At 53.2% G+C, this 24,426-nt stretch carries 27 protein-coding genes and 4 pseudogenes; 14 read left to right on the forward strand and 17 right to left on the reverse strand.

Going from position 1 to position 24,426, the window contains the following annotated elements:
* Position 1 precedes the first annotated feature (1 nt).
* Positions 2–418, reverse strand: a complete 417-nt coding sequence (locus C2U54_RS24170) for a hypothetical protein (protein WP_001749975.1) — start codon at positions 416–418, stop codon at positions 2–4.
* Between the two features lie 490 nt (positions 419–908).
* Between C2U54_RS24170 and stbA the strand changes: the two genes are divergently transcribed.
* The 4 genes from stbA (at position 909) to C2U54_RS24190 (ending at position 2,949) form a co-directional block, all read left to right on the forward strand.
* Positions 909–1,328 carry a plasmid stabilization protein StbA gene (gene stbA, locus C2U54_RS27835; protein ID WP_001749974.1) on the forward strand — a complete coding sequence of 140 codons (420 nt, stop codon included), beginning with the start codon at positions 909–911 and terminating at the stop codon, positions 1,326–1,328.
* Between the two features lie 8 nt (positions 1,329–1,336).
* Positions 1,337–2,053, forward strand: a complete 717-nt coding sequence (gene stbB / locus C2U54_RS24180; protein ID WP_001749973.1) for a StbB family protein — start codon at positions 1,337–1,339, stop codon at positions 2,051–2,053.
* A gap of 1 nt (position 2,054) precedes the next feature.
* Positions 2,055–2,423 (forward strand): plasmid stabilization protein StbC, encoded by a 369-nt coding sequence (stbC, locus tag C2U54_RS24185; protein WP_000414913.1) that lies wholly within the window; start codon positions 2,055–2,057, stop codon positions 2,421–2,423.
* A gap of 181 nt (positions 2,424–2,604) precedes the next feature.
* Positions 2,605–2,949: a hypothetical protein gene (locus C2U54_RS24190; RefSeq protein WP_000999874.1), complete on the forward strand. Its 345-nt coding sequence runs from the start codon at positions 2,605–2,607 to the stop codon at positions 2,947–2,949.
* A 110-nt stretch (positions 2,950–3,059) separates the two neighbouring features.
* Here the strand turns inward: C2U54_RS24190 and ccgAII are convergent, their stop codons facing one another.
* The 10 genes from ccgAII to ardB all read right to left on the reverse strand — a co-directional run bounded on the left by ccgAII (position 3,060) and on the right by ardB (position 9,771).
* Positions 3,060–3,380 carry a protein CcgAII gene (ccgAII, locus tag C2U54_RS24195; RefSeq protein WP_001749971.1) on the reverse strand — a complete coding sequence of 107 codons (321 nt, stop codon included), beginning with the start codon at positions 3,378–3,380 and terminating at the stop codon, positions 3,060–3,062.
* Between the two features lie 54 nt (positions 3,381–3,434).
* Positions 3,435–3,614: a protein CcgAI gene (ccgAI, locus tag C2U54_RS24200; protein WP_000214483.1), complete on the reverse strand. Its 180-nt coding sequence runs from the start codon at positions 3,612–3,614 to the stop codon at positions 3,435–3,437.
* A 726-nt stretch (positions 3,615–4,340) separates the two neighbouring features.
* Complete coding sequence (locus C2U54_RS24205) at positions 4,341–4,850, reverse strand: antirestriction protein ArdA (RefSeq protein WP_000129958.1); 510 nt, start codon at positions 4,848–4,850, stop codon at positions 4,341–4,343.
* 1,352 nt (positions 4,851–6,202) lie between these two features.
* Positions 6,203–6,535 (reverse strand): hypothetical protein, encoded by a 333-nt coding sequence (locus tag C2U54_RS24210; protein WP_012561126.1) that lies wholly within the window; start codon positions 6,533–6,535, stop codon positions 6,203–6,205.
* 208 nt (positions 6,536–6,743) lie between these two features.
* On the reverse strand, positions 6,744–7,028 hold the full coding sequence (gene ccgC / locus C2U54_RS24215) for a protein CcgC (RefSeq protein WP_001750002.1): 285 nt from the start codon (positions 7,026–7,028) through the stop codon (positions 6,744–6,746).
* Positions 7,029–7,096: 68 nt separating this feature from the next.
* Positions 7,097–7,438, reverse strand: a complete 342-nt coding sequence (locus C2U54_RS24220; protein WP_015344948.1) for a hypothetical protein — start codon at positions 7,436–7,438, stop codon at positions 7,097–7,099.
* A 14-nt stretch (positions 7,439–7,452) separates the two neighbouring features.
* On the reverse strand, positions 7,453–7,749 hold the full coding sequence (ccgD, locus tag C2U54_RS24225; RefSeq protein WP_000545925.1) for a protein CcgD: 297 nt from the start codon (positions 7,747–7,749) through the stop codon (positions 7,453–7,455).
* Between the two features lie 885 nt (positions 7,750–8,634).
* Positions 8,635–8,874: a hypothetical protein gene (locus C2U54_RS24230; RefSeq protein WP_000932975.1), complete on the reverse strand. Its 240-nt coding sequence runs from the start codon at positions 8,872–8,874 to the stop codon at positions 8,635–8,637.
* 9 nt (positions 8,875–8,883) lie between these two features.
* Entirely contained in the window at positions 8,884–9,288 is a 405-nt protein-coding gene (gene ardR / locus C2U54_RS24235) for an antirestriction protein ArdAB regulator ArdR (RefSeq protein WP_000881513.1), read from the reverse strand.
* Positions 9,289–9,345: 57 nt separating this feature from the next.
* Positions 9,346–9,771: an antirestriction protein ArdB gene (gene ardB, locus C2U54_RS24240; protein WP_000447669.1), complete on the reverse strand. Its 426-nt coding sequence runs from the start codon at positions 9,769–9,771 to the stop codon at positions 9,346–9,348.
* A gap of 414 nt (positions 9,772–10,185) precedes the next feature.
* Between ardB and mucA the strand changes: the two genes are divergently transcribed.
* The 3 genes from mucA to C2U54_RS24260 all read left to right on the forward strand — a co-directional run bounded on the left by mucA (position 10,186) and on the right by C2U54_RS24260 (position 12,821).
* Positions 10,186–10,626, forward strand: coding sequence for a translesion error-prone DNA polymerase V autoproteolytic subunit MucA (mucA, locus tag C2U54_RS24250; RefSeq protein WP_000861760.1), 441 nt, complete (start codon positions 10,186–10,188; stop codon positions 10,624–10,626).
* Complete coding sequence (mucB, locus tag C2U54_RS24255) at positions 10,614–11,879, forward strand: translesion error-prone DNA polymerase V subunit MucB (protein ID WP_001749980.1); 1,266 nt, start codon at positions 10,614–10,616, stop codon at positions 11,877–11,879. The genes mucA and mucB overlap by 13 nt, the downstream gene beginning before the upstream one ends.
* 150 nt (positions 11,880–12,029) lie before the next feature.
* Positions 12,030–12,821: a SprT-like domain-containing protein gene (locus tag C2U54_RS24260; protein ID WP_001452808.1), complete on the forward strand. Its 792-nt coding sequence runs from the start codon at positions 12,030–12,032 to the stop codon at positions 12,819–12,821.
* Positions 12,822–12,835: 14 nt separating this feature from the next.
* Here C2U54_RS24260 and ardK read toward each other — a convergent pair whose 3' ends face one another.
* Positions 12,836–13,177, reverse strand: a complete 342-nt coding sequence (gene ardK / locus C2U54_RS24265) for an antirestriction protein ArdAB regulator ArdK (protein WP_000057569.1) — start codon at positions 13,175–13,177, stop codon at positions 12,836–12,838.
* 559 nt (positions 13,178–13,736) lie between these two features.
* On the opposite strand from ardK, the gene C2U54_RS24270 reads away from it, so the two are divergent.
* Entirely contained in the window at positions 13,737–14,456 is a 720-nt protein-coding gene (locus tag C2U54_RS24270; protein ID WP_001749982.1) for a replication initiation protein, read from the forward strand.
* Between the two features lie 2,440 nt (positions 14,457–16,896).
* Here C2U54_RS24270 and C2U54_RS24280 read toward each other — a convergent pair.
* Together C2U54_RS24280 and intI1 are read right to left on the reverse strand one after the other, a co-directional pair.
* Positions 16,897–17,466: a recombinase family protein gene (locus C2U54_RS24280; RefSeq protein WP_001749988.1), complete on the reverse strand. Its 570-nt coding sequence runs from the start codon at positions 17,464–17,466 to the stop codon at positions 16,897–16,899.
* Between the two features lie 392 nt (positions 17,467–17,858).
* The gene (intI1, locus tag C2U54_RS24290; protein WP_000845048.1) at positions 17,859–18,872 is read right to left on the reverse strand and encodes a class 1 integron integrase IntI1; all 1,014 of its coding nucleotides are present in this window, start codon (positions 18,870–18,872) and stop codon (positions 17,859–17,861) included.
* Positions 18,873–19,027: 155 nt separating this feature from the next.
* Here intI1 and dfrA14 point away from each other — a divergent pair, with 155 nt between their 5' ends.
* From dfrA14 to C2U54_RS24310, 4 genes and pseudogenes are all read left to right on the forward strand, one after another.
* Entirely contained in the window at positions 19,028–19,501 is a 474-nt protein-coding gene (dfrA14, locus tag C2U54_RS24295) for a trimethoprim-resistant dihydrofolate reductase DfrA14 (protein WP_004201280.1), read from the forward strand.
* 220 nt (positions 19,502–19,721) lie between these two features.
* Positions 19,722–19,835 (forward strand): annotated as a pseudogene (mobC, locus tag C2U54_RS27840) (plasmid mobilization relaxosome protein MobC); the annotation flags it as partial.
* 103 nt (positions 19,836–19,938) lie between these two features.
* A pseudogene (locus C2U54_RS27845) lies at positions 19,939–20,013 on the forward strand (EAL domain-containing protein); the annotation flags it as partial.
* A gap of 117 nt (positions 20,014–20,130) precedes the next feature.
* A complete protein-coding gene (locus C2U54_RS24310) occupies positions 20,131–20,895 on the forward strand; it encodes an IS6-like element IS6100 family transposase (RefSeq protein ID WP_001389365.1) in 765 nt (254 codons plus the stop codon).
* Positions 20,896–21,034: 139 nt separating this feature from the next.
* Here C2U54_RS24310 and C2U54_RS27545 read toward each other — a convergent pair.
* Positions 21,035–21,100, reverse strand: a pseudogene (locus C2U54_RS27545) (EAL domain-containing protein); the annotation flags it as partial.
* Positions 21,101–21,161: 61 nt separating this feature from the next.
* Here C2U54_RS27545 and C2U54_RS24325 point away from each other — a divergent pair.
* A complete protein-coding gene (locus C2U54_RS24325; protein WP_001749969.1) occupies positions 21,162–22,370 on the forward strand; it encodes a type II site-specific deoxyribonuclease in 1,209 nt (402 codons plus the stop codon).
* Between the two features lie 33 nt (positions 22,371–22,403).
* Here the strand turns inward: C2U54_RS24325 and C2U54_RS24330 are convergent, their stop codons facing one another.
* Positions 22,404–23,837 (reverse strand): DNA cytosine methyltransferase, encoded by a 1,434-nt coding sequence (locus C2U54_RS24330; RefSeq protein WP_001288432.1) that lies wholly within the window; start codon positions 23,835–23,837, stop codon positions 22,404–22,406.
* A 98-nt stretch (positions 23,838–23,935) separates the two neighbouring features.
* Between C2U54_RS24330 and C2U54_RS24335 the strand changes: the two are divergent.
* Positions 23,936–24,208: pseudogene (locus tag C2U54_RS24335) on the forward strand (IS1 family transposase); the annotation flags it as partial.
* A gap of 10 nt (positions 24,209–24,218) precedes the next feature.
* Here the strand turns inward: C2U54_RS24335 and C2U54_RS24340 are convergent.
* Positions 24,219–24,425, reverse strand: a complete 207-nt coding sequence (locus tag C2U54_RS24340; protein WP_001749967.1) for a hypothetical protein — start codon at positions 24,423–24,425, stop codon at positions 24,219–24,221.
* Position 24,426 lies beyond the last annotated feature (1 nt).

Genomic DNA, 24,426 nt, shown 5'->3' on the forward strand with positions numbered 1-24,426 from the left:
TTCAGCGCTCCTTTTTTGGTTCCCAGACTTTGTAGCCGTTACGTTCAACCTCTGCTTTTGCCGCTTTGGTTTTGCCCGGTTCTGCTATCGAGCGCAGGAGGATTAGCGTTTCAATAGCGAGTGATTCATGCAACATCATCTGTCCTGCCGGTGGGAATTTTACGCCAGATAGCGTTTCGGTTATTGCCTTCAGCTCATCGCGCAGTGGGCCAAAATCCGCATCTGAAGCACGGTCAAAAAGATAATCCAGTTTGCGATTTACGTCGCTCAGCCGGTCGGCAACTATTTTCAACCCGGACTCCCGATCACCTGGGCCAGCTTCAATGCAGCGCCGCAGATAATCTGACCGATTACCTCCTGAAACCAGGTCTATATAGGCCAAAAGTTCATCTGATACTTTTGCGGTTATTATTGGCATTCAGTCCTCACATTGTGCATTTTTTAAACAAAAAATTGGGATCTAACAAGCTGAAATCTTAGTATTACCAAAGTAATAAAGCAAACTCATTATAAAACAATGAGTTATTGGGTGTTTTTAATACCTAATTATTACCGAATATTGTTGCTATTTATTTTTTTATCTTTTAAATCAGTATGATAGCGTGATTTATCGCGCTGCGTTAGGTGTATAGCAGGTTAAGGGATAAAAAATCATCTTTTTTGGTAGGGGCGATCTACGTAGGTTAAGGACTAACTGGCTAAAAAGCGTTCAATATTCCGTATTCATGCTTGCATGAATACCAGTACAACAAAAGTACATCAAAATTACATCAAAATTACATCACTTGAAGGTTGACAGTACAACAAAATTACATCATTCTTTGGTCATGAGGTAGCCAGTACAACAAAAGTACATCAAAAGTACATCAAAATTACATCAAAATTACATCATTCTAAATGAGGGTACTATGAAGCCCAAAAGTATCAGGGCGGCACTTCAGTTGATGTTGCCGGAAATAGAAGAAATGCTGTCACTGGGAGTTTCCAGGGAGGAAATTTATAAGGCAGTTTCTGAACGCTTCGGCCTGGAAGGTGTGAACGTTCGTAGCTTTGATACGTCCCTATATAGAGCGCGGCAAATCCGGAAAAATGGAATGCACAATACACATGAAAGGATGCCGAACAATGATGATAGTGTATTGCACAATACACAAAAAGGAGGTAGCGAGAAAGGTGCAGAGGAAAGTGTATTGCACAATACACAAACGCCGCCTGAGCCTGAACCGCAAGGAAGTGAAAAAAAAGAAAGTCCCGGCATTATTGATAAAGAGTTCTTCAATAAAATCAGTGAAGATTTCGACCCTAAGATGTTCAATAAAAAATTCTGAGGTGATTTATGAAAGTAGCGGTAATTAATTACAGTGGCAGCGTTGGTAAAACCTTAATTTCATCCTACCTGTTAGCCCCGCGTCTGACTGGAGCAAAATTCTATGCGGTTGAAACTATCAACCAGTCTGCTTCCGATCTGGGGATTGAGAATGTTTCCATTTTTAAAGGTGATGACTTTTCACGGTTGATTGAAGATATTGTTTTTGAAGATGCCGGGATTATTGATATTGGTGCGTCAAACGTAGAAGCGTTCCTGATGGCAATGTCCCGCTTTGACAGTGGCGCGAATGAATTTGATAAGTATGTAATCCCGGTTACGCCTGATAATAAGGCCATTGATGAAAGCCTGAAAACAGCACATACGTTAAGTAAGGCAGGTGTAAGCAGCGATAAAATCATCTTTGTTCCAAACCGCATTAGTCCAGATAGTGAAGTAGAGGATGTACTGGCGCCGGTATTTGAATTTGTCAAACGAACGAAAGTTGGCAAAATCAGCAAGAAATCTGTTATTTATAACAGTGAAGTTTTCGAATATCTCGCGTATCACCGTATCTCATTCGAAGCATTGACCGCTGAAGATCCAGAAGAATTTAAAGCCCGCGCTAAACAAACAACGGATGCTGACGAGCGCAAAAAACTGGCCCGCCGTTATACCTACATGAAACAGGCAATTCCTGTTAAAGCTAATCTCGATAAAGCATATGCGGCTTTAATGGGAGAATAAAATGGAAAAGCAGCCAGATAAATTTGAAGTTCTGATGGATTGGTTTTTAGGTGACGCGAAGGAAATCACCGCAAGTCAGAAAGAAATGACTGAGATACTTTCTGCGCTTTCGGAAAAGCTGGCAAAAGACACCGAAAGTTTAGGAGAGACGGCAGACTCTCTTAAACGGACTTTAGTAGAAAACCAGCGTTCAATTAGCCTGGCAATTAGTGATGATGCTAAGGCGCGTGAGGAATTTCTGACGAAGTTCCGCCGCGCGCAGGCGTCCAGAGCTGAGACGTTAACCCGTCAGATCCTTTTTATTACAGCTGGCTGCACTATTGTGGGCGCCGCCGTGGGTGCCGCGATAGCCATAATTCTACTGAGATAATGTAAACCGGGCATGTCCCGGTTTTTTTTCAAGCGAAGCGCGGAGGCCGCAGGCCGGAGGCATTAGTGGCCGCCGCCCGAAGGGGCGAGACGCGTAGCGGCTCGATGCGCAGCACGGCAGAACGGCCCCGCAGGGGTAATGCCCGGTTTAATTCAACGTGACAGTCACGTGGAGGAAAAATATGAATGACCGACAGCGTGAACAAGCCCGTATTCGCCAGGCCCGGCGCCGCGCGCGACTCAAAGAGGAAGGCGCTAGCGTGACAGTCACGCTAACAAAACAGGAAGAAGCAATGTTACAGGAGCTTTGCCGGGTTCGTCGTCCAGGACGAACAGCCTATTCCACGAATGAGTTTTTCCAACTGCTGCTGATCCGAAACTGGCAACAGTGGCAGGAGCAAAAGGCGCAGCTGGGGAAATGCCAGGCTTGCGGAAAGCTGAAAGCGGAGGGAGGTTGCGGCGGCGAACGGCAGAGCGAAACCTTTAACTGCTGGCTAGCCGTCGAAGCAAACGAGCTTAATGTGTAGTGTATTGTGCTATACAGAAATTGCCAAAAGCAGCGCGGAGTAATAACTGAAACGGCCGCGCAGCGGAAAGAAAAAAGCCCGGTCAATCCGGGTTTTTTTCTTTCGGCGGCTCAGTAATCGTCTAGATCTCCGCAGCCCAGCGGGCAACAATTACGCTCAATACCGTGGCTGCAATAATCGTTTTCCCGATCCTGCCGGATTTCTTCCGCGATCTCGTCTTGGGTCAGATAGTCAAATTCACGCCGCGCTACCGCGATCAGTTCTTCCCGATACTCGGCCGGAACGCCAGCAAGATAGCCGTCAATAACCGCGCTCAGGCGGCGCTGATACAGTTCATAAATCAGGCCGCAGCGGGGCTGCTGTTCGCGCGCAAAACTCTCACACTGGCGACGAAAATCTTCAAGAGTCTGCTCAAGGGTTTGTGTGGTCATGTCGTTTGTCCTCGATCTTTCTGTTAAAGACCCGGCTTGGCCGGGTCGTCAGTGCTATTTAGTTTGTTGCAGCAGCTGGTCTAATTTTGCCGCCAGTGCATACGTCGATGTGAAAGCGCCTTGCAGGCGCTGATTAGGCAGCTGGTTGAACGCTTCGAGGCAGGCGCGCAGCAATAATTCTTTCTGAGATTCGACTTCTTTTTTCAGCTGGGAAGGGGTGGTAACAGTGGTCATGCTTACTCCTTAGTGATCCGATACCGGCAATTTTTCGGGTGGCGGTATTGCCTCCCGATGATTTAATTATCGGTGATTACGCCTTTAAAGTCAATACAAGTACGGAATTTATTTACATGTTTTTATGCCCGTCAGGGCATGGAAGGCGACCGCGCCGGACTCCACCGGACACCGGCCGCAAATCGCCGGAAACTGCGGGACTGACCGGAGCAACAGGCCAACCCCCCTTCCTGCTAAGCCATAACCCAGCCCGCCGCCACGCAGCTGCCGCACGTCCCCCACGGGGGTGCGCAGTGGGCGCCGCGCGCCTGCGCGCGGGTACAGCGGCCCGCCTGCGGGTCGCGGCGCCGTACTGCGAGTTAGCGGCCGCCGCGCGGCCGGTTACGGGGGACACCGCACCGTCACGGCCAGCGCCCCGCTGAGCTGCACAATCCACGGATAACACAATAGCGCACTGGCAAAGGATGCCGACGCCTGAAGGGCGTTGGCACCCCGAAGGGGCGGGGCGAGACGGGAACCGGCTCGATGCGCAGCACAGCAGAGCGGCCCCGAAGGGGTAACGCCCTGTGTGGCATCAGGATTTAGCGCAATGGCAGAACATGAGCTGGAGAGATCACCGGCAAGCAGCAGCAAAGGGGCGGCGCAGCCGCCCAGATGGCTGTTTGCCGATACCGGCGATTAATTAGAGCGGTGTTTAATATCCCCCGCGTGGCGGGGGACTAGGTTTCAGCAAGTCATGTTAAATACGTGTCCGTCATGTAAACTGAAATCCCCAATAAACAGATCCCGCGCATAGGCTACGATGTCAAAATATCGGGCTACGGATTCAGGAATTTCATTCAGTAGACCGCTATCATTCAGGTATTCCTCTGCAAAAGTTTCTTCGTCCTTAGCTTCGCCCATATAGGCATCTCTAAACAGGTCGAAATCAGTGCTATTAAACAGATCAACAAAGGCCACAAACGCCGCTTCGTTTCCTTCCTCGCGGGCTTGTTTAAAGCCGTTAATAAAATCCCAGTTGATATGGCACTCTGACGCCATATCAGACGGAATACCCTCCCAATCCTGGAACATAAATTCTGGATCAGCCTCATTTGCGTGTAACTCGCGGCAGCGCTCGTAAAACTCCTCTGAGCTATCAAAATCGGTCAGATCGAGCCAGGCTCCCGCAATGCTTCCGCAGTTGTATTTATGGTAAGTGCCAACATAAACAGAAGGGGTCGTAATATCAGTCATGGTGTACTCCTTAAAGCGCCGATACCGGCAATTTTTCGGGCGGCGGTATTGCCTCCCGATGATTTAATTATCGGTGATTACGCCTTTAAAGTCAATACAAGTACGGAATTTATTTACATGTTTTTATGCCCGTCAGGGCATGGAAGGCGACCGCGCCGGACTCCACCGGACACCGGCCGCAAATCGCCGGAAACTGCGGGACTGACCGGAGCAACAGGCCAACCCCCCTTCCTGCTAAGCCATAACCCAGCCCGCCGCCACGCAGCTGCCGCACGTCCCCCACGGGGGTGCGCAGTGGGCGCCGCGCGCCTGCGCGCGGGTACGGCGGCCCGCCTGCGGGTCGCGGCGCCGTACTGCGAGTTAGCGGCCGCCGCGCGGCCGGTTACGGGGGACACCGCACCGTCACGGCCAGCGCCCCGCTGAGCTGCACAATCCACGGATAACACAATAGCGCACTGGCAAAGGATGCCGACGCCTGAAGGGCGTTGGCACCCCGAAGGGGCGGGGCGGCCGCTTGCGGCCGGGCGAGTCCGGCGCAGGGTGTGGCCTGCCAAGCGGAGCGCGGAGGCCGAAGGCCGGAGGCGTTAGCGGCCGCTGCCCGCGTAAGCGGGGCGAGACGGGAACCGGCTCGATGCGCAGCACAGCAGAGCGGCCCCGAAGGGGTAACGCCCTGTGTGGCATCAGGATTTAGCACAATGTCAGAACATAAACTGGAGAGATCACCGGCAAGCAGCTGCAAAGGGGCGGCACAGCCGCCCCGATGGCTGTTACTTGTCTTTGTCGCGTAGCACTTTGATTAGGCCGGTTACGGCCGTAATCAGAGCGGCCAGCGAGGTGATGATTTGCGGTAGGTTTTCGAGGATGGTAGAGGTCATATAGCACCTGTAGAGAAGTTGGCGGGGTGTCGTTTCCGACGGCCGCACTGTAACCGGGCGAATAAGGCAGGTTGTCAACAGCTTGAGCGAAGCGTCTGTTGACAACCTGCCGCGCCCGGTTTCACTGCGGTCATAGGCGGAACGACCCACGCCAACGGAACGGCTTTATGACCGGGCAGCTGAGATACCGGCGAACCTGGCTGGCGGCTGACGCCAGCCGCCAAGCGCCAGCGCGGAGGGCGAAGCCCGGAGGCCAAGCGGAGCGCGGAGGCCGAAGGCCGGAGGCGTTAGCGGCCGCTGCCCGCGTAAGCGGGGCGAGACGGGAACCGGCTCGATGCGCAGCACAGCAGAGCGGCCCCGAAGGGGTAACGCCCGGAGTCTGCCGCTGTTTATCTCTCGTTCCATCTGAAATCGGCGGTAAGGCCATTAAAAGGGTCAGTTTATCAGGGGGGCGTTAGCCCCCCATGTTGTTAATCATCAGGCAATATCGTCTTTGTAGCAGGCATAACCGAAGCTAAGCTCTGTTTTCATATAGTGGCGGGCAAAGTCCCAGGCATCGTGGCCGAAGTCCTCATAATCTGCCAGGACGATTTCGCGGGCTTTGTGCCATTGCTGTACGGAAGAAAGCGGCAGAACAGGGCAGGGAAGCGACCAGTCAGTGACGGTGTTGCAGATCATATCTGCCAGACGCTCCAGGGAGCCGTAAACCAGCTCTGTGCGCAGATCCGCCACCATGCGTTGTTTACGCAGTGATGCCAGATAATCAATCTCTTTGGTTATATCAGAATTTAAGCGGGTCTGGTAATCCATGATGTACTCCTTTGCGCGCCGATACCGGCAATTTTGCGGGCGACGGTGTTGCCTCCCGATGATTTAATTATCGGTGATTATGTCCTCAAAGTCAATATAAGTACTGAATGTGCATACAAAATTTTATATCTTGCAAAGCGTTCATAGAGTGCCTGAATCGCTTTCTGACAGCCTCAATAAAAAAGGCGGGGATTACCCGCCTTTTTTCTTACAGCTGCTTACGTGGCTTTTTACGCGTCATATACAACGGTATCGCGCAGTCTACCGCGTACAAAAAGCACGCCAGCGCGCCGCAACCGTACAGAAACGCAAGCGGCTTATTATCGAAGTAGCTGAAAACCCCTGTCGCCGCACACAGGCCCAGAACAGAGACGCAGGCGCAGGTGATCTGCACCAGATCCCTGTATCCCGCACGAACGATAAACCAGGGCAGGGCAAGCGCAGCGGCGCTAAAAATTAATGCGAGAGGGACAAAAACGAGATAGTGATACATGTGAACTCCTTGATGGTTGCCGATACCGGCGATTGTTCGGGCGGCGGTATTGCCACCCGATGATTTAATTAGAGGTTTTGCGCGTCCAGGAGATTGACCTGAGCCGGGGTAACGTGAAACTTTTCCCCTTTATGGATCACGTTATGCGGGGCGCTAATTTCATCACTGATAAAGCTAACCGGGTAACGTTTTTTACCGCAAATCCGCTCGCTAAACCACGCCACTTTTGCCGCTGGCCGATCCACTGGATGAACAATCACACCGGCCATGCTGCAACCCGTTGCGGGTTCGTCCAGCGTAATGCTTACCGGGACTGTATCCCGGTAAAAAAACTTAACCGGCGGCACACCTGCCTGCGTAGCGGCTGCGACAACTGCAAGCCCGATAACCGCTATCCGATTAATAAGCATTTTATTCCCCTTACTCATGCTGATATCACCTTGCCAGCTGTTACCAGTTTACGAAATTCGCTTTCATGAATTTCACGCCCATGCTCAAGCGTTGAATACACGTTGCCGATAAGCCAGTTACCAGCCGTTTTTGTCTCGGTATACCACCATGCTTCTGTCAGAGTAAGCAGCGGTTCGCTATCCTCGCCCTTCTCATAGATCCAGATTTTAGTGACGTCTTTACCCGTTTCGTTGCTGCCCTGAATGGTAGGGTCAAAGGTATGTTCAATCTCTATATCGAAGTAACGCTGAAGGAAGTTAGTAAAGTGCATGACGACTCCTGTAAGCGCCGATACCGGCAATTTTTCGGGTGGCGGTGTTGCCTCCCGATGATTTAATTATCGGTGATTACGCCTTTAAAGTCAATACAAGTACGGAATTTATTTACATGTTTTTATGCCCGTCAGGGCATGGAAGGCGACCGCGCCGGACTCCACCGGACACCGGCCGCAAATCGCCGGAAACTGCGGGACTGACCGGAGCAACAGGCCAACCCCCCTTCCTGCTAAGCCATAACCCAGCCCGCCGCCACGCAGCTGCCGCACGTCCCCCACGGGGGTGCGCAGTGGGCGCCGCGCGCCTGCGCGCGGGTACGGCGGCCCGCCTGCGGGTCGCGGCGCCGTACTGCGAGTTAGCGGCCGCCGCGCGGCCGGTTACGGGGGACACCGCACCGTCACGGCCAGCGCCCCACTGAGCTGCACAATCCACGGATAATGCAGGAGACGAATCATGATAGGAGGCTGAAGGGGAAATGAGCGGCAGCAGGGGAAGGGGTTGCCAAGCGGAGCGCGGAGGCCGCAGGCCGGAGGCGTCAGTGGCAGCTGCCCGCGTGAGCGGGGCGAGACGCGTAGCGGCTCGATGCGCAGCACAGCAGAACGGCCCCGGAGGGGTGACGTCCGGGGGTTCGCTTTTAAAGATTTTCGACCACATCAGTAAATCGTAGTGACACCATGAAGCAAAAGTATCGTGCAGACCAGAATCAACAACAGTAACAGCAGACCTTTTTTTCGACGTAATAAAACCGGCCCCAAAGCGCCCGCAAGAAGCACACTCAACACGATTTCCGTTATGCTAATCGTATTCATAATCTCTCACGTTTCCCTTTTTAGAACTCTGCCACACACGGATAAAACCTTATAACAAAGCAACAAAACCCGTTATTCAGACACGGTAATGCCTAGTTTTTTTGCCAGAATTTCAGATGACAAAGAAACCCTTATCGACTTCCCGGTTACAAGGTGAATGATTGTGGCTTCATGCCCTTCAACAGAGTGGGATATTAACTCACGCTGAATGATATGCGTCTCTCCATCATTTCCCGTCACGGCTATTAGGCTCTCTGTAGAACAGGGGTTGATACTACTAATGTTGGTGTTGTTTTCGGTTTTGTTCAGCATCGCTGATCCTCAAATATCGGTTTGTGTTACGTCTGCCGCTTTGCGCTGGATAAGCGACTTAAAGAAATCCGACGCCTTCAGAATATCGCTATCCTGGAAGTCGGGAAATGTCGCTTCTGTCAGCTCCTGCGCCGTACCTGCCCGTATAACGGTTTCATCGCGGATCATCGTTCGCTTAACGCCATCAGCCTGTTTTTTGCTGAAGGAGTGCCGGAAAATAATCGCGTATTGGCCGCCGCTATCCTGATGAACAGAAGTATCCCAGCGATGATTACCCTGTTTACGATAGTGGTGATAGATTTGCTGGCCGTAGCGCTCCTGATCGGAATTACGGTAATCGAACATTAACAGTTCCAAAAGCATTAACCGATCTGGCAATTGCCAGGCGGTAGGGTGTTGAAGTGTCGCTAACATAGTTTCCCCTGAGCGTGACAGTCACGATAAGGCGGGCTTTGCCCGCCTGGTTATCAGTTAATCAATGGCACGATAAATACGATTCTGGCTTTCGTTCTCCAGCGTATTAACGTACTCCCGCAACAGGTGATACCGGTTAGCCATCGTTTCGTTCAGTTCGGCTTTGCCTTCTTCATATGCCAGCCCGCAAAAGTAACTGTAGGCATACAGACAAACAATAATCCCTACTTCGCGCGCGCTGCATTCACCTTCAAAATAGTTAGGTAACGAGAGCCAAAGAGGTTGGGGCGCTTCCATAAAAAACGCGCCATTGCTGGCCTGAAGGTATTCCCAATACCCTCCCTGGTAGTCTTTAGCGTAACGATTCAGAAAGGACTGAATGAAGTGATCTGCGCTGAAGAAAGCGCCACGAAATGCCGCAGGCATGAAGTTCATGCGGGCGTTTTCAGAAATGTAGCGGGCGGTGATTTCGATAGTTTCCATGATACTTCCTCTTTAAGCCGATACCGGCGATGGTTAAGCGGCAGGCACATCACCTGCCACTTTTTAATTATCGTACAATGGGGCGTTAAAGTCAATACAAGTACGGATTATATTTACCTAATTTTATGCCCGTCAGAGCATGGAAGGCGACCTCGCCGGACTCCACCGGACACCGGGGGCAAATCGCCGGAAACTGCGGGACTGACCGGAGCGACAGGCCACCCCCCTCCCTGCTAGCCCGCCGCCACGCGGCCGGTTACAGGGGACACTGAGAAAGCAGAAAGCCAACAAACACTATATATAGCGTTCGTTGGCAGCTGAAGCAGCACTACATATAGTAGAGTACCTGTAAAACTTGCCAACCTGACCATAACAGCGATACTGTATAAGTAAACAGTGATTTGGAAGATCGCTATGAAGGTCGATATTTTTGAAAGCTCCGGCGCCAGCCGGGTACACAGCATCCCTTTTTATCTGCAAAGAATTTCTGCGGGGTTCCCCAGCCCGGCCCAGGGCTATGAAAAGCAGGAGTTAAACCTGCATGAGTATTGTGTTCGTCACCCTTCAGCAACTTACTTCCTGCGGGTTTCTGGCTCGTCAATGGAAGATGGCCGCATCCATGATGGTGACGTACTGGTTGTGGATCGCTCGCTGACGGCCAGCCACGGCTCAATCGTAGTCGCCTGCATCCATAATGAATTTACCGTGAAGCGGCTACTGCTGAGGCCCAGACCCTGCCTGATGCCGATGAACAAAGATTTTCCTGTGTACTACATTGACCCGGATAATGAGAGCGTTGAAATCTGGGGAGTGGTTACGCATTCCCTTATCGAGCATCCGGTATGTTTGCGCTGATTGATGTCAATGGCATGTACGCCAGCTGTGAGCAGGCATTTAGGCCAGATCTGGCAAACCGAGCAGTGGCCGTTTTATCCAACAATGACGGCAACATTGTGGCCCGTAATTACCTGGCGAAGAAAGCGGGCCTGAAAATGGGCGATCCGTACTTCAAAGTCAGACCCATAATCGAGCGTCATAACATCGCTATTTTTAGCTCTAATTACACTCTCTATGCCTCCATGTCGGCCCGGTTCGCGGCCGTAGTTGAGTCCCTTGCAAGCCACGTCGAACAGTATTCAATCGACGAGCTTTTTGTTGACTGCAAAGGGATAACGGCCGCCATGAGCCTTGACGCTTTCGGGCGCCAACTGCGCGAGGAAGTCAGGCGACACACAACGCTGGTATGCGGGGTCGGTATTGCCCGTACTAAGACGCTGGCGAAGCTGTGTAACCACGCTGCAAAAACATGGCCCGCTACTGGCGGGGTGGTTGCTCTGGACGATGGCGCCAGACTGAAGAAATTAATGAGCATCCTGCCGGTTGCGGAAGTCTGGGGCGTCGGCCATCGTACAGAGAAAGCACTCGCCACAATGGGGATCAAAACGGTGCTGGATTTAGCCAGGGCAGATACGCGCCTAATCCGTAAGACGTTTGGTGTTGTGCTTGAAAGAACGGTACGGGAGCTACGCGGCGAGGCTTGCTTCAGCCTGGAAGAAAACCCTCCGGCGAAGCAGCAGATTGTTGTATCGCGCTCATTCGGCCAACGCGTAGTAGCCCTGGCGGATATGCAGCAGGCGATCACCGGATTTGCAGCGCGCGCAGCTGAAAAACTGCGTAATGAGCGGCAATACTGCCGCGTCATAAGCGTCTTTATCCGCACCAGTCCTTATTCAGTGCGTGATACACAGTATGCCAATCAGGCAACCGAAAAACTGACGGTGGCAACCCAGGACAGCCGCACGATAATTCAGGCGGCACAAGCCGCGCTGGCGCGGATCTGGCGGGAAGATATTGCGTATGCAAAAGCAGGGATCATGCTGGCCGATTTCAGCGGAAAGGAGGCCCAGCTGGATTTATTCGACTCTGCTACGCCTTCAGCTGGCAGCGAGGCGTTAATGGCTGTTCTCGATGGCATAAACCGGCGTGGCAAGAGCCAGCTGTTTTTTGCAGGCCAGGGCATCGATAACTCCTTTGCCATGCGCCGTCAGATGTTGTCACCTGATTACACGACAGACTGGCGCTCGATACCAACAGCAACCATCAAATAATTACCGGCGCCGCACGCGGGCCGGTCAACCCCTCAACCGGCCGAAACGAGTTTCGGCGCGGTTTCGCGGTTTTCGGTAAAAGGCGTTTCATCTGTATAAAAGATCAGCTAAATTATGTGTATTGCACAATACATATATGTGAGGTTAACAGTGAATTTGCCTACGCCCGAAACCTACGATGAACTTCAGAGAGCCTACGATTTTTTTAATGAGAAGCTATTCAGCAACGAGCTGCCGCCATGCCTGATAACGTTGCAGCGTGAGAAGCGAACGTATGGCTATTGTTCCTTTAAGCGTTTCGTCGGCCGTGAGAGTGGGTACACGGTAGACGAGATCGCTATGAATCCGGTGTATTTCTCGATCAGAACCATAAAGGCCACGCTTTCAACACTGGTGCATGAGATGGTTCATCAGTGGCAATTCCATTTTGGCGAGCCTGGCCGCCGTGGCTATCACAACAAACAGTGGGCGGCCCGGATGGAACGGGTAGGACTAATGCCTTCTGATACCGGCGAACCGGGAGGCAGGAAAGTGGGCCAGAGCATGACCCATTATATTATTGCCGGTGGCCCTTTCGATATGGCCTGTGATGAACTGCTGACAGGCCATTTCCGGCTTTCCTGGATGGACAGGTTTCCGCCTTACCAGCCTAAGCCTGGCGCTGTGCTAAGCCCTACAGGAAAAGGCTATATTGACGACGAGGAAGATGATAGCGAACACGAACAGGAGGTGGAGGAAGGGCGCGACCCGGTTGAACTCGACGACGAGATCATAGAGGCCATGCGATTTGTAACCCCGCCGCCTGAAGCGCCGGTGAACAAAACAAACCGGGAAAAGTACAGCTGCCCGGTGTGTCATATCAATCTCTGGGGTAAACCGGGGATAGTGGTTTACTGTGGTGGCGAGCACTGTAATAAAGCCGCGTTAGTAGTCTTAAAATAAAGTCCTTTCGGACTTTATTTTTTTTCCATTTCCGAGGTCGTGATGTTATTAATGCTGTACTTCGCGGCTTCTTTTAAAACAGTTTCAGCAAGGCTTGCTGGTATCCAGACCTGAACTAATTTTAATGGTTCGCCGTTCTCGGCTTTAAGAGTGGTGTTCTGGTACAAATCCCAGATTCGCTTAACGGTGCTGGAAATGTTTTGCTTGGAACGGCCTACTCGCGTGGCTACGTCTGATGATTTCTCACCTTTGACAAGCACGGAATAGCCAATATCTGTTGTGATGTGTGCAAAGGAAGCCATTTGCGGCAGCAGCTGTTTCCATTCTGTTTCTGAAATTCTGTTTTTCTGAGCCATCTGTGGCGCCTCCGTAGTTTTGGTTACAGAAAGGATATACTCAGAATAAACTGGGGTCAATACAAGTACGATTTTTATAAACTTTATTTTATTTGAGGGTGAGGCCCGGTGCGGCAGCAGCGCGGGCCTCGATGGTGCCGCGAAGGTGCTGGCGCCATGCTTGGATTAAAACATGAACCGTGAAGAACTGCGAAACTTGTTTTCGCGGTTCTGAGGGGTTGACCGAGCCGCGAAGCGGCGCTGGTAAGCGATGATATGCACATATCCACAGGCATATTTTTAAAAGGTATTTTATAGATTTTTTATCTTTTTAAAGTCTTTTAGAGCTATATAACTCATTGATTTAAAATCATAAATAAGTGTTATCTCTGGGAATCCGCCCACCTTGTTATGGGAATTGGCCCACCTATCTATGGGAAACACCCCACCTTACTATGGGAATTAGCCCACCTTGTTATGGGAATTGGCCCACCTTAGACGAAACTGTAAAAAATGTATTTACTTGTTTGAACTTTGTGGTAGTGTGGAGAGTAATTTTTAACCCACAAAGGCAAGGCTCATGGATAAGTTGCTGAACAAAAAGATAAAAGTTAAGCAGTCTAACGAGCTTACCGAAGCTGCTTACTACCTCTCGCTAAAAGCAAAGCGCGTTCTCTGGTTATGTCTTATGCAGACGTATTTCACAGCTTCAGTAAGCGAAGATGATGATGAGATGGCTGTACTCGGTGACTCTACTTTCAAAGTAAAGGTGGCTGACTATGAGCAAATTTTTCAGGTAAGCCGTAACCAGGCTATCAAGGATGTTAAAGAAGGCGTGTTTGAGTTAAGCCGTTCTGCGGTAATCTTTTACCCGAAAGAAGGGAGTTTTGACTGCGTCGCGCGCCCCTGGCTAACAGAGGCTGGCAGCCGATCAGCTCGTGGTATCTGGGAAATCGAATTTAACCATAAACTCCTGCGGTACATTTACGGCCTGACGAACCAGTTCACCACCTACTCGCTCCGCGATTGTGGCAGTCTTCGAAATCCACGGACGATCCGCCTTTATGAAAGTCTTGCTCAATTCAAATCTTCAGGCTTATGGGTTACTACTCATGCTTGGTTAAATGACCGTTTCCTTTTGCCGGAATCCCAACAGAAGAACTTGGCAGAGTTGAAACGATCTTTCCTTGATCCTGCACTCAAGCAGATAAATGAGAAAACACCTTTACTTGCTAAGTATAGTATTGATGATTCAGGAAAATTTCTGTTCTCAATAATTGATAAGCAAAATCCCGTCTGACATAAATCAGCACACATGAGCCTGTCATTTGACAAATTTTTGTCATGAAGATGGGCGAATTTCCACACAGCACCGGCGCCCGGCAAGGTGGGCGGATTCCCACACGGCACCGGCGCCCGGCAAGGTGGGCGGATTCCCACACGGCACCGGCGCCCGGCAAGGTGGGCGGATTCCCACACGGCTCCGGCGCCCGGCAAGGTGGGCGGATTCCCACACGGCACCGGCGCCCGGCAAGGTGGGCGGATTCCCACACGGCTCCGGCGCCCGGAAAGGGTGGGCGGATTTCCACACAGCACCGGCGCCCGGCAAGGTGGGCGGATTCCCACACGGCACCGGCGCCCGGCAAGGTGGGCGGATTCCCACACAGCACCGGCGCCCGGCAAGGTGGGCGGATTCCCACACGGCACCGGCGCCCGGCAAGGTGGGCGGATTCCCACACGGCACCGGCGCCCGGCAAGGTGGGCGGATTTCCACACGGCACCGGCGCCCGGCAAGGTGGGCGGATTCCCACACGGCACCGGCGCCCGGCAAGGTGGGCGGATTCCCACACAGCACCGGCGCCCGGCAAGGTGGGCGGATTCCCACACGGCACCGGCGCCCGGCAAGGTGGGCGGATTCCCACACGGCTCCGGCGCCCGGAAAGGGTGGGCGGATTTCCACACAGCACCGGCGCCCGGCAAGGTGGGCGGATTCCCACACGGCACCGGCGCCCGGAAAGGGTGGGCGGATTTCCACACAGCACCGGCGCCCGGCAAGGTGGGCGGATTTCCACACGGCACCGGCGCCCGGCAAGGTGGGCGGATTCCCACACGGCACCGGCGCCCGGCAAGGTGGGCGGATTCCCACACGGCTCCGGCGCCCGGCAAGGTGGGCGGATTCCCACACGGCACCGGCGCCCGGCAAGGTGGGCGGATTCCCACACGGCTCCGGCGCCCGGAAAGGGTGGGCGGATTTCCACACAGCACCGGCGCCCGGCAAGGTGGGCGGATTCCCACACGGCACCGGCGCCCGGCAAGGTGGGCGGATTCCCACACGGCTCCGGCGCCCGGAAAGGGTGGGCGGATTTCCACACAGCACCGGCGCCCGGCAAGGTGGGCGGATTCCCACACGGCACCGGCGCCCGGAAAGGGTGGGCGGATTTCCACACAGCACCGGCGCCCGGCAAGGTGGGCGGATTTCCACACGGCACCGGCGCCCGGCAAGGTGGGGGGATTCCCACACGGCACCGGCGCCCGGCAAGGTGGGCGGATTCCCACACGGCACCGGCGCCCGGCAAGGTGGGCGGATTCCCACACAGCACCGGCGCCCGGCAAGGTGGGCGGATTCCCACACAGCACCGGCGCCCGGCAAGGTGGGCGGATTCCCACACGGCACCGGCGCCCGGCAAGGTGGGCGGATTTCCACACGGCTCCGGCGCCCGGAAAGGGTGGGCGGATTTCCACACAGCACCGGCGCCCGGCAAGGTGGGCGGATTCCCACACGGCACCGGCGCCCGGCAAGGTGGGCGGATTCCCACACGGCTCCGGCGCCCGGAAAGGGTGGGCGGATTTCCACACAGCACCGGCGCCCGGCAAGGTGGGCGGATTCCCACACGGCACCGGCGCCCGGAAAGGGTGGGCGGATTTCCACACAGCACCGGCGCCCGGCAAGGTGGGCGGATTTCCACACGGCACCGGCGCCCGGCAAGGTGGGGGGATTCCCACACGGCACCGGCGCCCGGCAAGGTGGGCGGATTCCCACACGGCACCGGCGCCCGGCAAGGTGGGCGGATTCCCACACAGCACCGGCGCCCGGCAAGGTGGGCGGATTCCCACACAGCACCGGCGCCCGGCAAGGTGGGCGGATTCCCACACGGCACCGGCGCCCGGCAAGGTGGGCGGATTTCCACACGGCACCGGCACCCGGCAAGGTGGGCGGATTCCCACACGGCACCGGCGCCCGGCAAGGTGGGCGGATTTCCACACAGCACCGGCGCCCGGCAAGGTGGGTGGATTCCCACACGGCACCGGCGCCCGGTAAGGTGGGCGGATTTCCACACGACAGCGGCGCCCGGCAAGATGGGCGGATTCCCATATCGACATGTATGTAGCTTGTGTTATCCGTGGATTGTGCAGCTCAGCGGGTCGCTGGTCGTATGGCGTAGTGTCCCCCGTAACCGGCCGCGTGCGGCCGCTAACTCGCAGTACGGCGCCGCGACCCGAAGGCGGGCCGCCGTTCCCGCGCGCAGGCGCGCGGCGCCCACTGCGCACCCCCGTGGGGGACATACGGCAGCTGTGTGGCGGTGAGCGGGATTAGGGCTTTGCAGGGAGGGGGCTGGGTCGGGCGATACGTTCAGCATTGCGGTTTCCGGCGATTTGCGGCCGGTGCCCGTTTAACTCCGGCGTGGTCGCCTTCCATGCCCTGACGGCATAAGAAAATAAAACCGCCATGCTGCGGTCATTCATGATTTTGTGGTGTAGCGATAAATAGTCATGCGAGAAACGTTGAAGCGCTTAGCAACTGCACCAACTGTCATTTCAGGATCAGCAAGTAAGATTCTAATTTGTTTAACATCTTCTTCAGAAAGTGACGGTTTTCTCCCTCCCACACGGCCCCTTGCGCGTGCAGCTGCAAGGCCTGAGCGCGTTCTTTCAATATTGCGGTTGCGTTCAAAGCTAGAGAATATCGCCATCAGATGAGTATAGATTTCCCCTATAACTGGCGCATTTGTGTCTATTCTGTCCTTGATGGCTATGAAAGTTATTCCGCGTTTCTTCAGGTCGTCGAGTAAAGTAATGACTTGACCCAATGAACCGCCGAGCCGATCTAGTGCCCAAACTACTAGGGTATCTCCCTCGCGCAATGCTTTCAGGCAGTTCTCCAGTTCCGGCGCACCTTTTTTGTCGCGCTTTGGGCCGCTACGTGAGGTCTGATCCTGATAGATTTGCTCACATCCAGCTTTTGTTAGTTCGTCAACCTGGTGCGCCACATCCTGAAGATGCGTAGATTTACGTGCATAGCCGATTTTCATTCTTTTCTCGCTAATTAGTTATGGGGTTATTGTTATGTTGATACAGTAACGAGTTTTGTTACATGAGGGGAGTCATTTTTCGGGAGAAGTCAGGACTTTTCAAGACTGTCACAAAAACCATCGTTTTTGATACATTAATTTAACCAATAGGTTGCAGATCAAATCGCCTGTAACAGCCTTTCTGGCTGTTTGTCGTTTTCAGAAGACGGCTGCACTGAACGTCAGAAGCCGACTGCACTATAGCAGCGGAGGGGTTGGATCCATCAGGCAACGACGGGCTGCTGCCGGCCATCAGCGGACGCAGGGAGGACTTTCCGCAACCGGCCGTTCGATGCGGCACCGATGGCCTTCGCGCAGGGGTAGTGAATCCGCCAGGATTGACTTGCGCTGCCCTACCTCTCACTAGTGAGGGGCGGCAGCGCATCAAGCGGTGAGCGCACTCCGGCACCGCCAACTTTCAGCACATGCGTGTAAATCATCGTCGTAGAGACGTCGGAATGGCCGAGCAGATCCTGCACGGTTCGAATGTCGTAACCGCTGCGGAGCAAGGCCGTCGCGAACGAGTGGCGGAGGGTGTGCGGTGTGGCGGGCTTCGTGATGCCTGCTTGTTCTACGGCACGTTTGAAGGCGCGCTGAAAGGTCTGGTCATACATGTGATGGCGACGCACGACACCGCTCCGTGGATCGGTCGAATGCGTGTGCTGCGCAAAAACCCAGAACCACGGCCAGGAATGCCCGGCGCGCGGATACTTCCGCTCAAGGGCGTCGGGAAGCGCAACGCCGCTGCGGCCCTCGGCCTGGTCCTTCAGCCACCATGCCCGTGCACGCGACAGCTGCTCGCGCAGGCTGGGTGCCAAGCTCTCGGGTAACATCAAGGCCCGATCCTTGGAGCCCTTGCCCTCCCGCACGATGATCGTGCCGTGATCGAAATCCAGATCCTTGACCCGCAGTTGCAAACCCTCACTGATCCGCATGCCCGTTCCATACAGAAGCTGGGCGAACAAACGATGCTCGCCTTCCAGAAAACCGAGGATGCGAACCACTTCATCCGGGGTCAGCACCACCGGCAAGCGCCGCGACGGCCGAGGTCTTCCGATCTCCTGAAGCCAGGGCAGATCCGTGCACAGCACCTTGCCGTAGAAGAACAGCAAGGCCGCCAATGCCTGACGATGCGTGGAGACCGAAACCTTGCGCTCGTTCGCCAGCCAGGACAGAAATGCCTCGACTTCGCTGCTGCCCAAGGTTGCCGGGTGACGCACACCGTGGAAACGGATGAAGGCACGAACCCAGTGGACATAAGCCTGTTCGGTTCGTAAACTGTAATGCAAGTAGCGTATGCGCTCACGCAACTGGTCCAGAACCTTGACCGAACGCAGCGGTGGTAACGGCGCAGTGGCGGTTTTCATGGCTTGTTATGACTGTTTTTTTGTACAGTCTATGCCTCGGGCATCCAAGCAGCAAGCGCGTTACGCCGTGGGTCGATGTTTGATGTTATGGAGCAGCAACGATGTTACGCAGCAGGGCAGTCGCCCTAAAACAAAGTTAACCCAGGATGAGAACCTTGAAAGTATCATTGATGGCTGCGAAAGCGAAAAACGGCGTGATTGGTTGCGGTCCAGACATACCCTGGTCCGCGAAAGGGGAGCAGCTACTTTTTAAAGCATTGACCTACAATCAGTGGCTTCTGGTGGGTCGCAAGACGTTTGAATCTATGGGCGCACTCCCCAATAGGAAATACGCGGTCGTTACCCGCTCAGGTTGGACATCAAATGATGACAATGTAGTTGTATTTCAGTCAATCGAAGAGGCCATGGACAGGCTAGCTGAATTCACCGGTCACGTTATAGTGTCTGGTGGCGGAGAAATTTACCGAGAAACATTACCCATGGCCTCTACGCTCCACTTATCGACGATCGACATCGAGCCAGAGGGGGATGTTTTCTTCCCGAGTATTCCAAATACCTTCGAAGTTGTTTTTGAGCAACACTTTACTTCAAACATTAACTATTGCTATCAAATTTGGAAAAAGGGTTAACAAAGCTATGCAATCGACGGCAAAAAGCTTCGTTCGCTTCGCGCACTACGCCTTTTCCGCGATTGATAGCGACGTTATGTGAATATTGAAATGAGCATTCCAAAGAAAGGAAGTAGAAAAATTATCGTGGGCGAAAATGAGTTTTTGTGGCTCATTAGGTCAAAACTCACATATTCGCAGGACTGTTTAGGTACAGAAATGACTGCGGTCGTTGAACCGGATGCCGGTCCTCACTGATGAAGAAGTGAACACCGTACGGGAATCGTGCCGGCAGCTTGGAGCTATCGGCCGGAACCTCAACCAGGTGGCCAGGGCCTTGAACATCGAGTTCAGGGAAAGTGACAAGCTCAAGCAAGAGGCCATCGAAAAACTGGCCGAACGGATCGACCAGCATTTGGACCATGTGTCTGAGCTGTTCGATAAGACCTGGAGCCGGTGGCACGATTGTCATTTTCAGAAGACGACTGCACCAGTTGATTGGGCGTAATGGCTGTTGTGCAGCCAGCTCCTGACAGTTCAATATCAGAAGTGATCTGCACCAATCTCGACTATGCTCAATACTCGTGTGGGCTCTGTTGCAAAAATCGTGAAGCTTGAGCATGCTTGGCGGAGATTGGACGGACGGAACGATGACGGATTTCAAGTGGCGCCATTTCCAGGGTGATGTGATCCTGTGGGCGGTGCGCTGGTATTGTCGCTATCCGATCAGCTATCGCGACCTTGAGGAAATGCTGGCGGAACGCGGCATTTCGGTCGACCATACGACGATCTATCGCTGGGTCCAGTGCTACGCCCCGGAGATGGAGAAGCGGCTGCGCTGGTTCTGGCGGCGTGGCTTTGATCCGAGCTGGCGCCTGGATGAAACCTACGTCAAGGTGCGGGGCAAGTGGACCTACCTGTACCGGGCAGTCGACAAGCGGGGCGACACGATCGATTTCTACCTGTCGCCGACCCGCAGCGCCAAGGCAGCGAAGCGGTTCCTGGGCAAGGCCCTGCGAGGCCTGAAGCACTGGGAAAAGCCTGCCACGCTCAATACCGACAAAGCGCCGAGCTATGGTGCAGCGATCACCGAATTGAAGCGCGAAGGAAAGCTGGACCGGGAGACGGCCCACCGGCAGGTGAAGTATCTCAATAACGTGATCGAGGCCGATCACGGAAAGCTCAAGATACTGATCAAGCCGGTGCGCGGTTTCAAATCGATCCCCACGGCCTATGCCACGATCAAGGGATTCGAAGTCATGCGAGCCCTGCGCAAAGGACAGGCTCGCCCCTGGTGCCTGCAGCCCGGCATCAGGGGCGAGGTGCGCCTTGTGGAGAGAGCTTTTGGCATTGGGCCCTCGGCGCTGACGGAGGCCATGGGCATGCTCAACCACCATTTCGCAGCAGCCGCCTGATCGGCGCAGAGCGACAGCCTACCTCTGACTGCCGCCAATCTTTGCAACAGAGCCTCCGTCGCCATGCTCACCTCGCTTTGGTGCACACGAGTATTGAGCATAGTCGAGATTGGTGCAGATCACTTCTGATATTGAACTGTCAGGAGCTGGCTGCACAACAGCCATTACGCCCAATCAACTGGTGCAGTCGTCTTCTGAAAATGACACTGTTTGTATATAATCATGAAAAAATGGTGAGTAGAGTTTCAGGGTAACAGGGGATGCTTATGTCGGTTTTCCACAACTGGCTACTTGAGATCGCATGTGAGAATTACTTCGTCTACATCAAACGCCTTTCCGCCAACGATACCGGCGCAACAGGTGGTCACCAGGTAGGGCTTTATATCCCTTCAGGTATCGTTGAAAAACTCTTTCCGTCTATCAACCATACCCGTGAACTGAACCCTTCGGTTTTTCTCACCGCACATGTGTCATCGCATGATTGCCCTGACAGCGAAGCCAGGGCAATTTATTATAACAGCCGTCATTTTGGTAAAACCCGGAATGAAAAAAGGATTACCCGCTGGGGTAGAGGCAGCCCACTTCAGGATCCTGAAAATACAGGGGCTCTGACGCTCCTGGCTTTCAAGCTTGATGAGCAAGGGGGGGACTGTAAGGAAGTAAATATTTGGGTATGCGCCAGCACTGATGAAGAGGACGTCATTGAGACCGCTATTGGTGAAGTTATACCCGGAGCGCTTATATCCGGCCCCGCAGGACAGATTCTAGGCGGACTATCTCTACAGCAAGCGCCAGTAAATCATAAATATATTCTACCTGAAGACTGGCACCTGCGCTTTCCGTCGGGAAGTGAAATTATTCAGTATGCAGCCAGCCATTATGTGAAAAATTCCCTTGATCCGGATGAGCAACTTCTTGACCGCCGGCGCGTGGAGTACGACATATTTCTATTGGTTGAGGAACTGCATGTTCTGGATATCATCCGGAAAGGATTTGGCTCTGTGGATGAATTTATTGCGCTGGCCAATTCTGTCAGCAATCGCCGTAAATCCAGAGCCGGGAAGTCGCTGGAACTGCACCTGGAGCATCTATTCATTGAGCACGGCCTGCGACACTTTGCGACGCAGGCCATCACAGAAGGTAATAAAAAACCCGATTTCCTTTTCCCTTCCGCAGGGGCTTACCACGATACTGAGTTTCCCGTAGAAAATCTGCGCATGCTGGCAGTCAAGACTACCTGTAAGGATCGCTGGCGTCAGATACTGAATGAGGCCGATAAAATTCATCAGGTGCATCTGTTTACACTCCAGGAGGGAGTTTCTCTGGCTCAATATCGGGAGATGCGGGAGTCGGGTGTCAGATTGGTCGTGCCATCATCTCTGCACAAAAAATACCCGGAGGCGGTGAGAGCTGAGCTAATGACGCTAGGTGCGTTTATTGCTGAGCTGACAGGGCTTTACGCAGATATTCCATAGATTATCTCCCGGCATAAATACCGGGAGGAGCGATCAGATTCGTTCAACCTTGCACGAATCGGCATTAACCGCTTTCAGGATATAAGGTTCAAGCAGTTTGGCTACGGCTTCAAACACGGGCACCACTACGGAGTTACCGAACTGCCTGTACGACTGAGTGTCTGACACAGGAATGCGAAAAGGCCTGCCATCTACTTTTTCAAAACCCATAAGGCGCGCGCACTCTCGCGGAGTCAGCCTGCGGGGCCGATGCGCCTGATTTTCTTCGTTCGCGAAGTCTGTTTCACCTGTGGCCATATCCCAGCCACGGTCTATCAGAATTTCAGACCCGTCTTTGTGATAGCGAGCAGAAAGCGTACGGGCAATGCTTTCTTTATTTTCAGGATTAACGAGGCCAAAACCGAATCCGTTACCCTTAGCTGCGTGCTTTTTGGCGTAGTTATAGAGATACTCCCAGAGTTTCGGCGTCAGTATATATTTGCTGTCAACCACGGGTTCCAGCAGTTCGCCAAATGACGGACGCTGTTCCGGATAAAAACGACTAATATCGCGCAGGGTAAAGCCCTGGTGAATGTTCAGATCACGGCGGAAACCGACCAAAACGATACGTTCTCGGTGCTGAGGTAAAAAGTGCTTTCCGTCGATAACTTTAGGATCGTTTTTGCCCATCTCAGCTGCATCCGCAACTTCATAGCCCAGTTCGTCGAGGGTATCCATGATGACTTTAAAGGTTTTACCCTTGTCATGGCTCTTCAGGTTTTTAACGTTTTCAAGAACAAAGATGGCAGGTTTTTTTGCGCGGATAATACGCGCCACATCGAAGAAAAGCGTTCCCTGAGCCTCACATTCGAAACCATGCGCGCGCCCGAGCGAGTTTTTCTTGCTTACGCCCGCAAGGCTAAACGGTTGACAGGGGAAACCTGCTAGAAGTACATCATGATCCGGCACATGCTCATTAATGTAAGCATAGGCATCGTTTTCAGGTACTTCAGGTTTATCACTGAGCGTGACTTCACGAATATCGAGATTGAAAGTGTGTTCCTGAGCATCGTTAAACCAGTTAGCTTTATATGTGCGCACAGCCTCTTTATTCCATTCACTGGTAAAAACGCACTGGCCACCGATGGTTTCGAAGCCCTTCCGTATACCTCCAATCCCAGCAAACAGGTCAATAAACCGGAAGGCATAGTCAGGGTGATGTGCAGGCGCTTCCGGAAGCATTTTTCGTAGAAGTTCCTCTTCGGCTAACGTCAGCGTCTTAGGTGAGCACTTACCATTAATCCAGCGATTAAGAGTCTCGCGACTCCACTCATTTTTACCAACTTTTCTAAGCAGTTCAGCCACGTACTTCTGGTCATAGATTTCCAGCACCTGCCCGAGCAGCTTTTTATCATTTTCCTGTCGCAGTTGTTCTTCCGCTTCTGCTTTCTCAAGCAGATCCTGCGCCAGTAATTCAAATTCAGACATATTGCCTCCATTGGGTCTTATGGGTGAAACTGTATCACTCATTTGACCCAGATTGAATGTTTTTATCTGGATATTTAAACAGGTTTATTGTTAGGTAACGCACGTTGGCCACGCTGGAGCGTCTTCTGGGCCTGCTGTCGGCCTTTGAGGTCGTGGTATGGATGACGGATGGCTGGCCGCTGTATGAACCCCGCCTGAAGGGAAAGCTGCACGTTATCAGCAAGCGTTACACTCAGCGCATTGAGCGACATAACCTGAATCTGAGACAACATCTGGCAAGGCTGGGACGGAAGTCACTGTCGTTCTCAAAATCGGTGGAGCTGCATGACAAGGTCATCGGGCATTATCTGAACATAAAACACTATCAGTAAGTTGGAGTCATTACCGGTTCTCTTTGTCTTTTAGTGATTCTATAAACCTCATTACGTCTGAATATAAAAATCTATTATTTGATTTATGTGGCTCATGAGGTTGTGGGATGGTCTTGTTTTTGAATGTGCCAGTTTTCTTAATGGCAAAGATTAACTCACCTTCTGTTATTCCTAACATTTCAGCAAATGTTTTTGCTTCTATAGTTACTGACTTCATT

Origin of the sequence: Leclercia sp. LSNIH1 (assembly GCF_002902985.1) — a bacterium.
Classification (GTDB): Bacteria; Pseudomonadota; Gammaproteobacteria; order Enterobacterales; family Enterobacteriaceae; genus Enterobacter.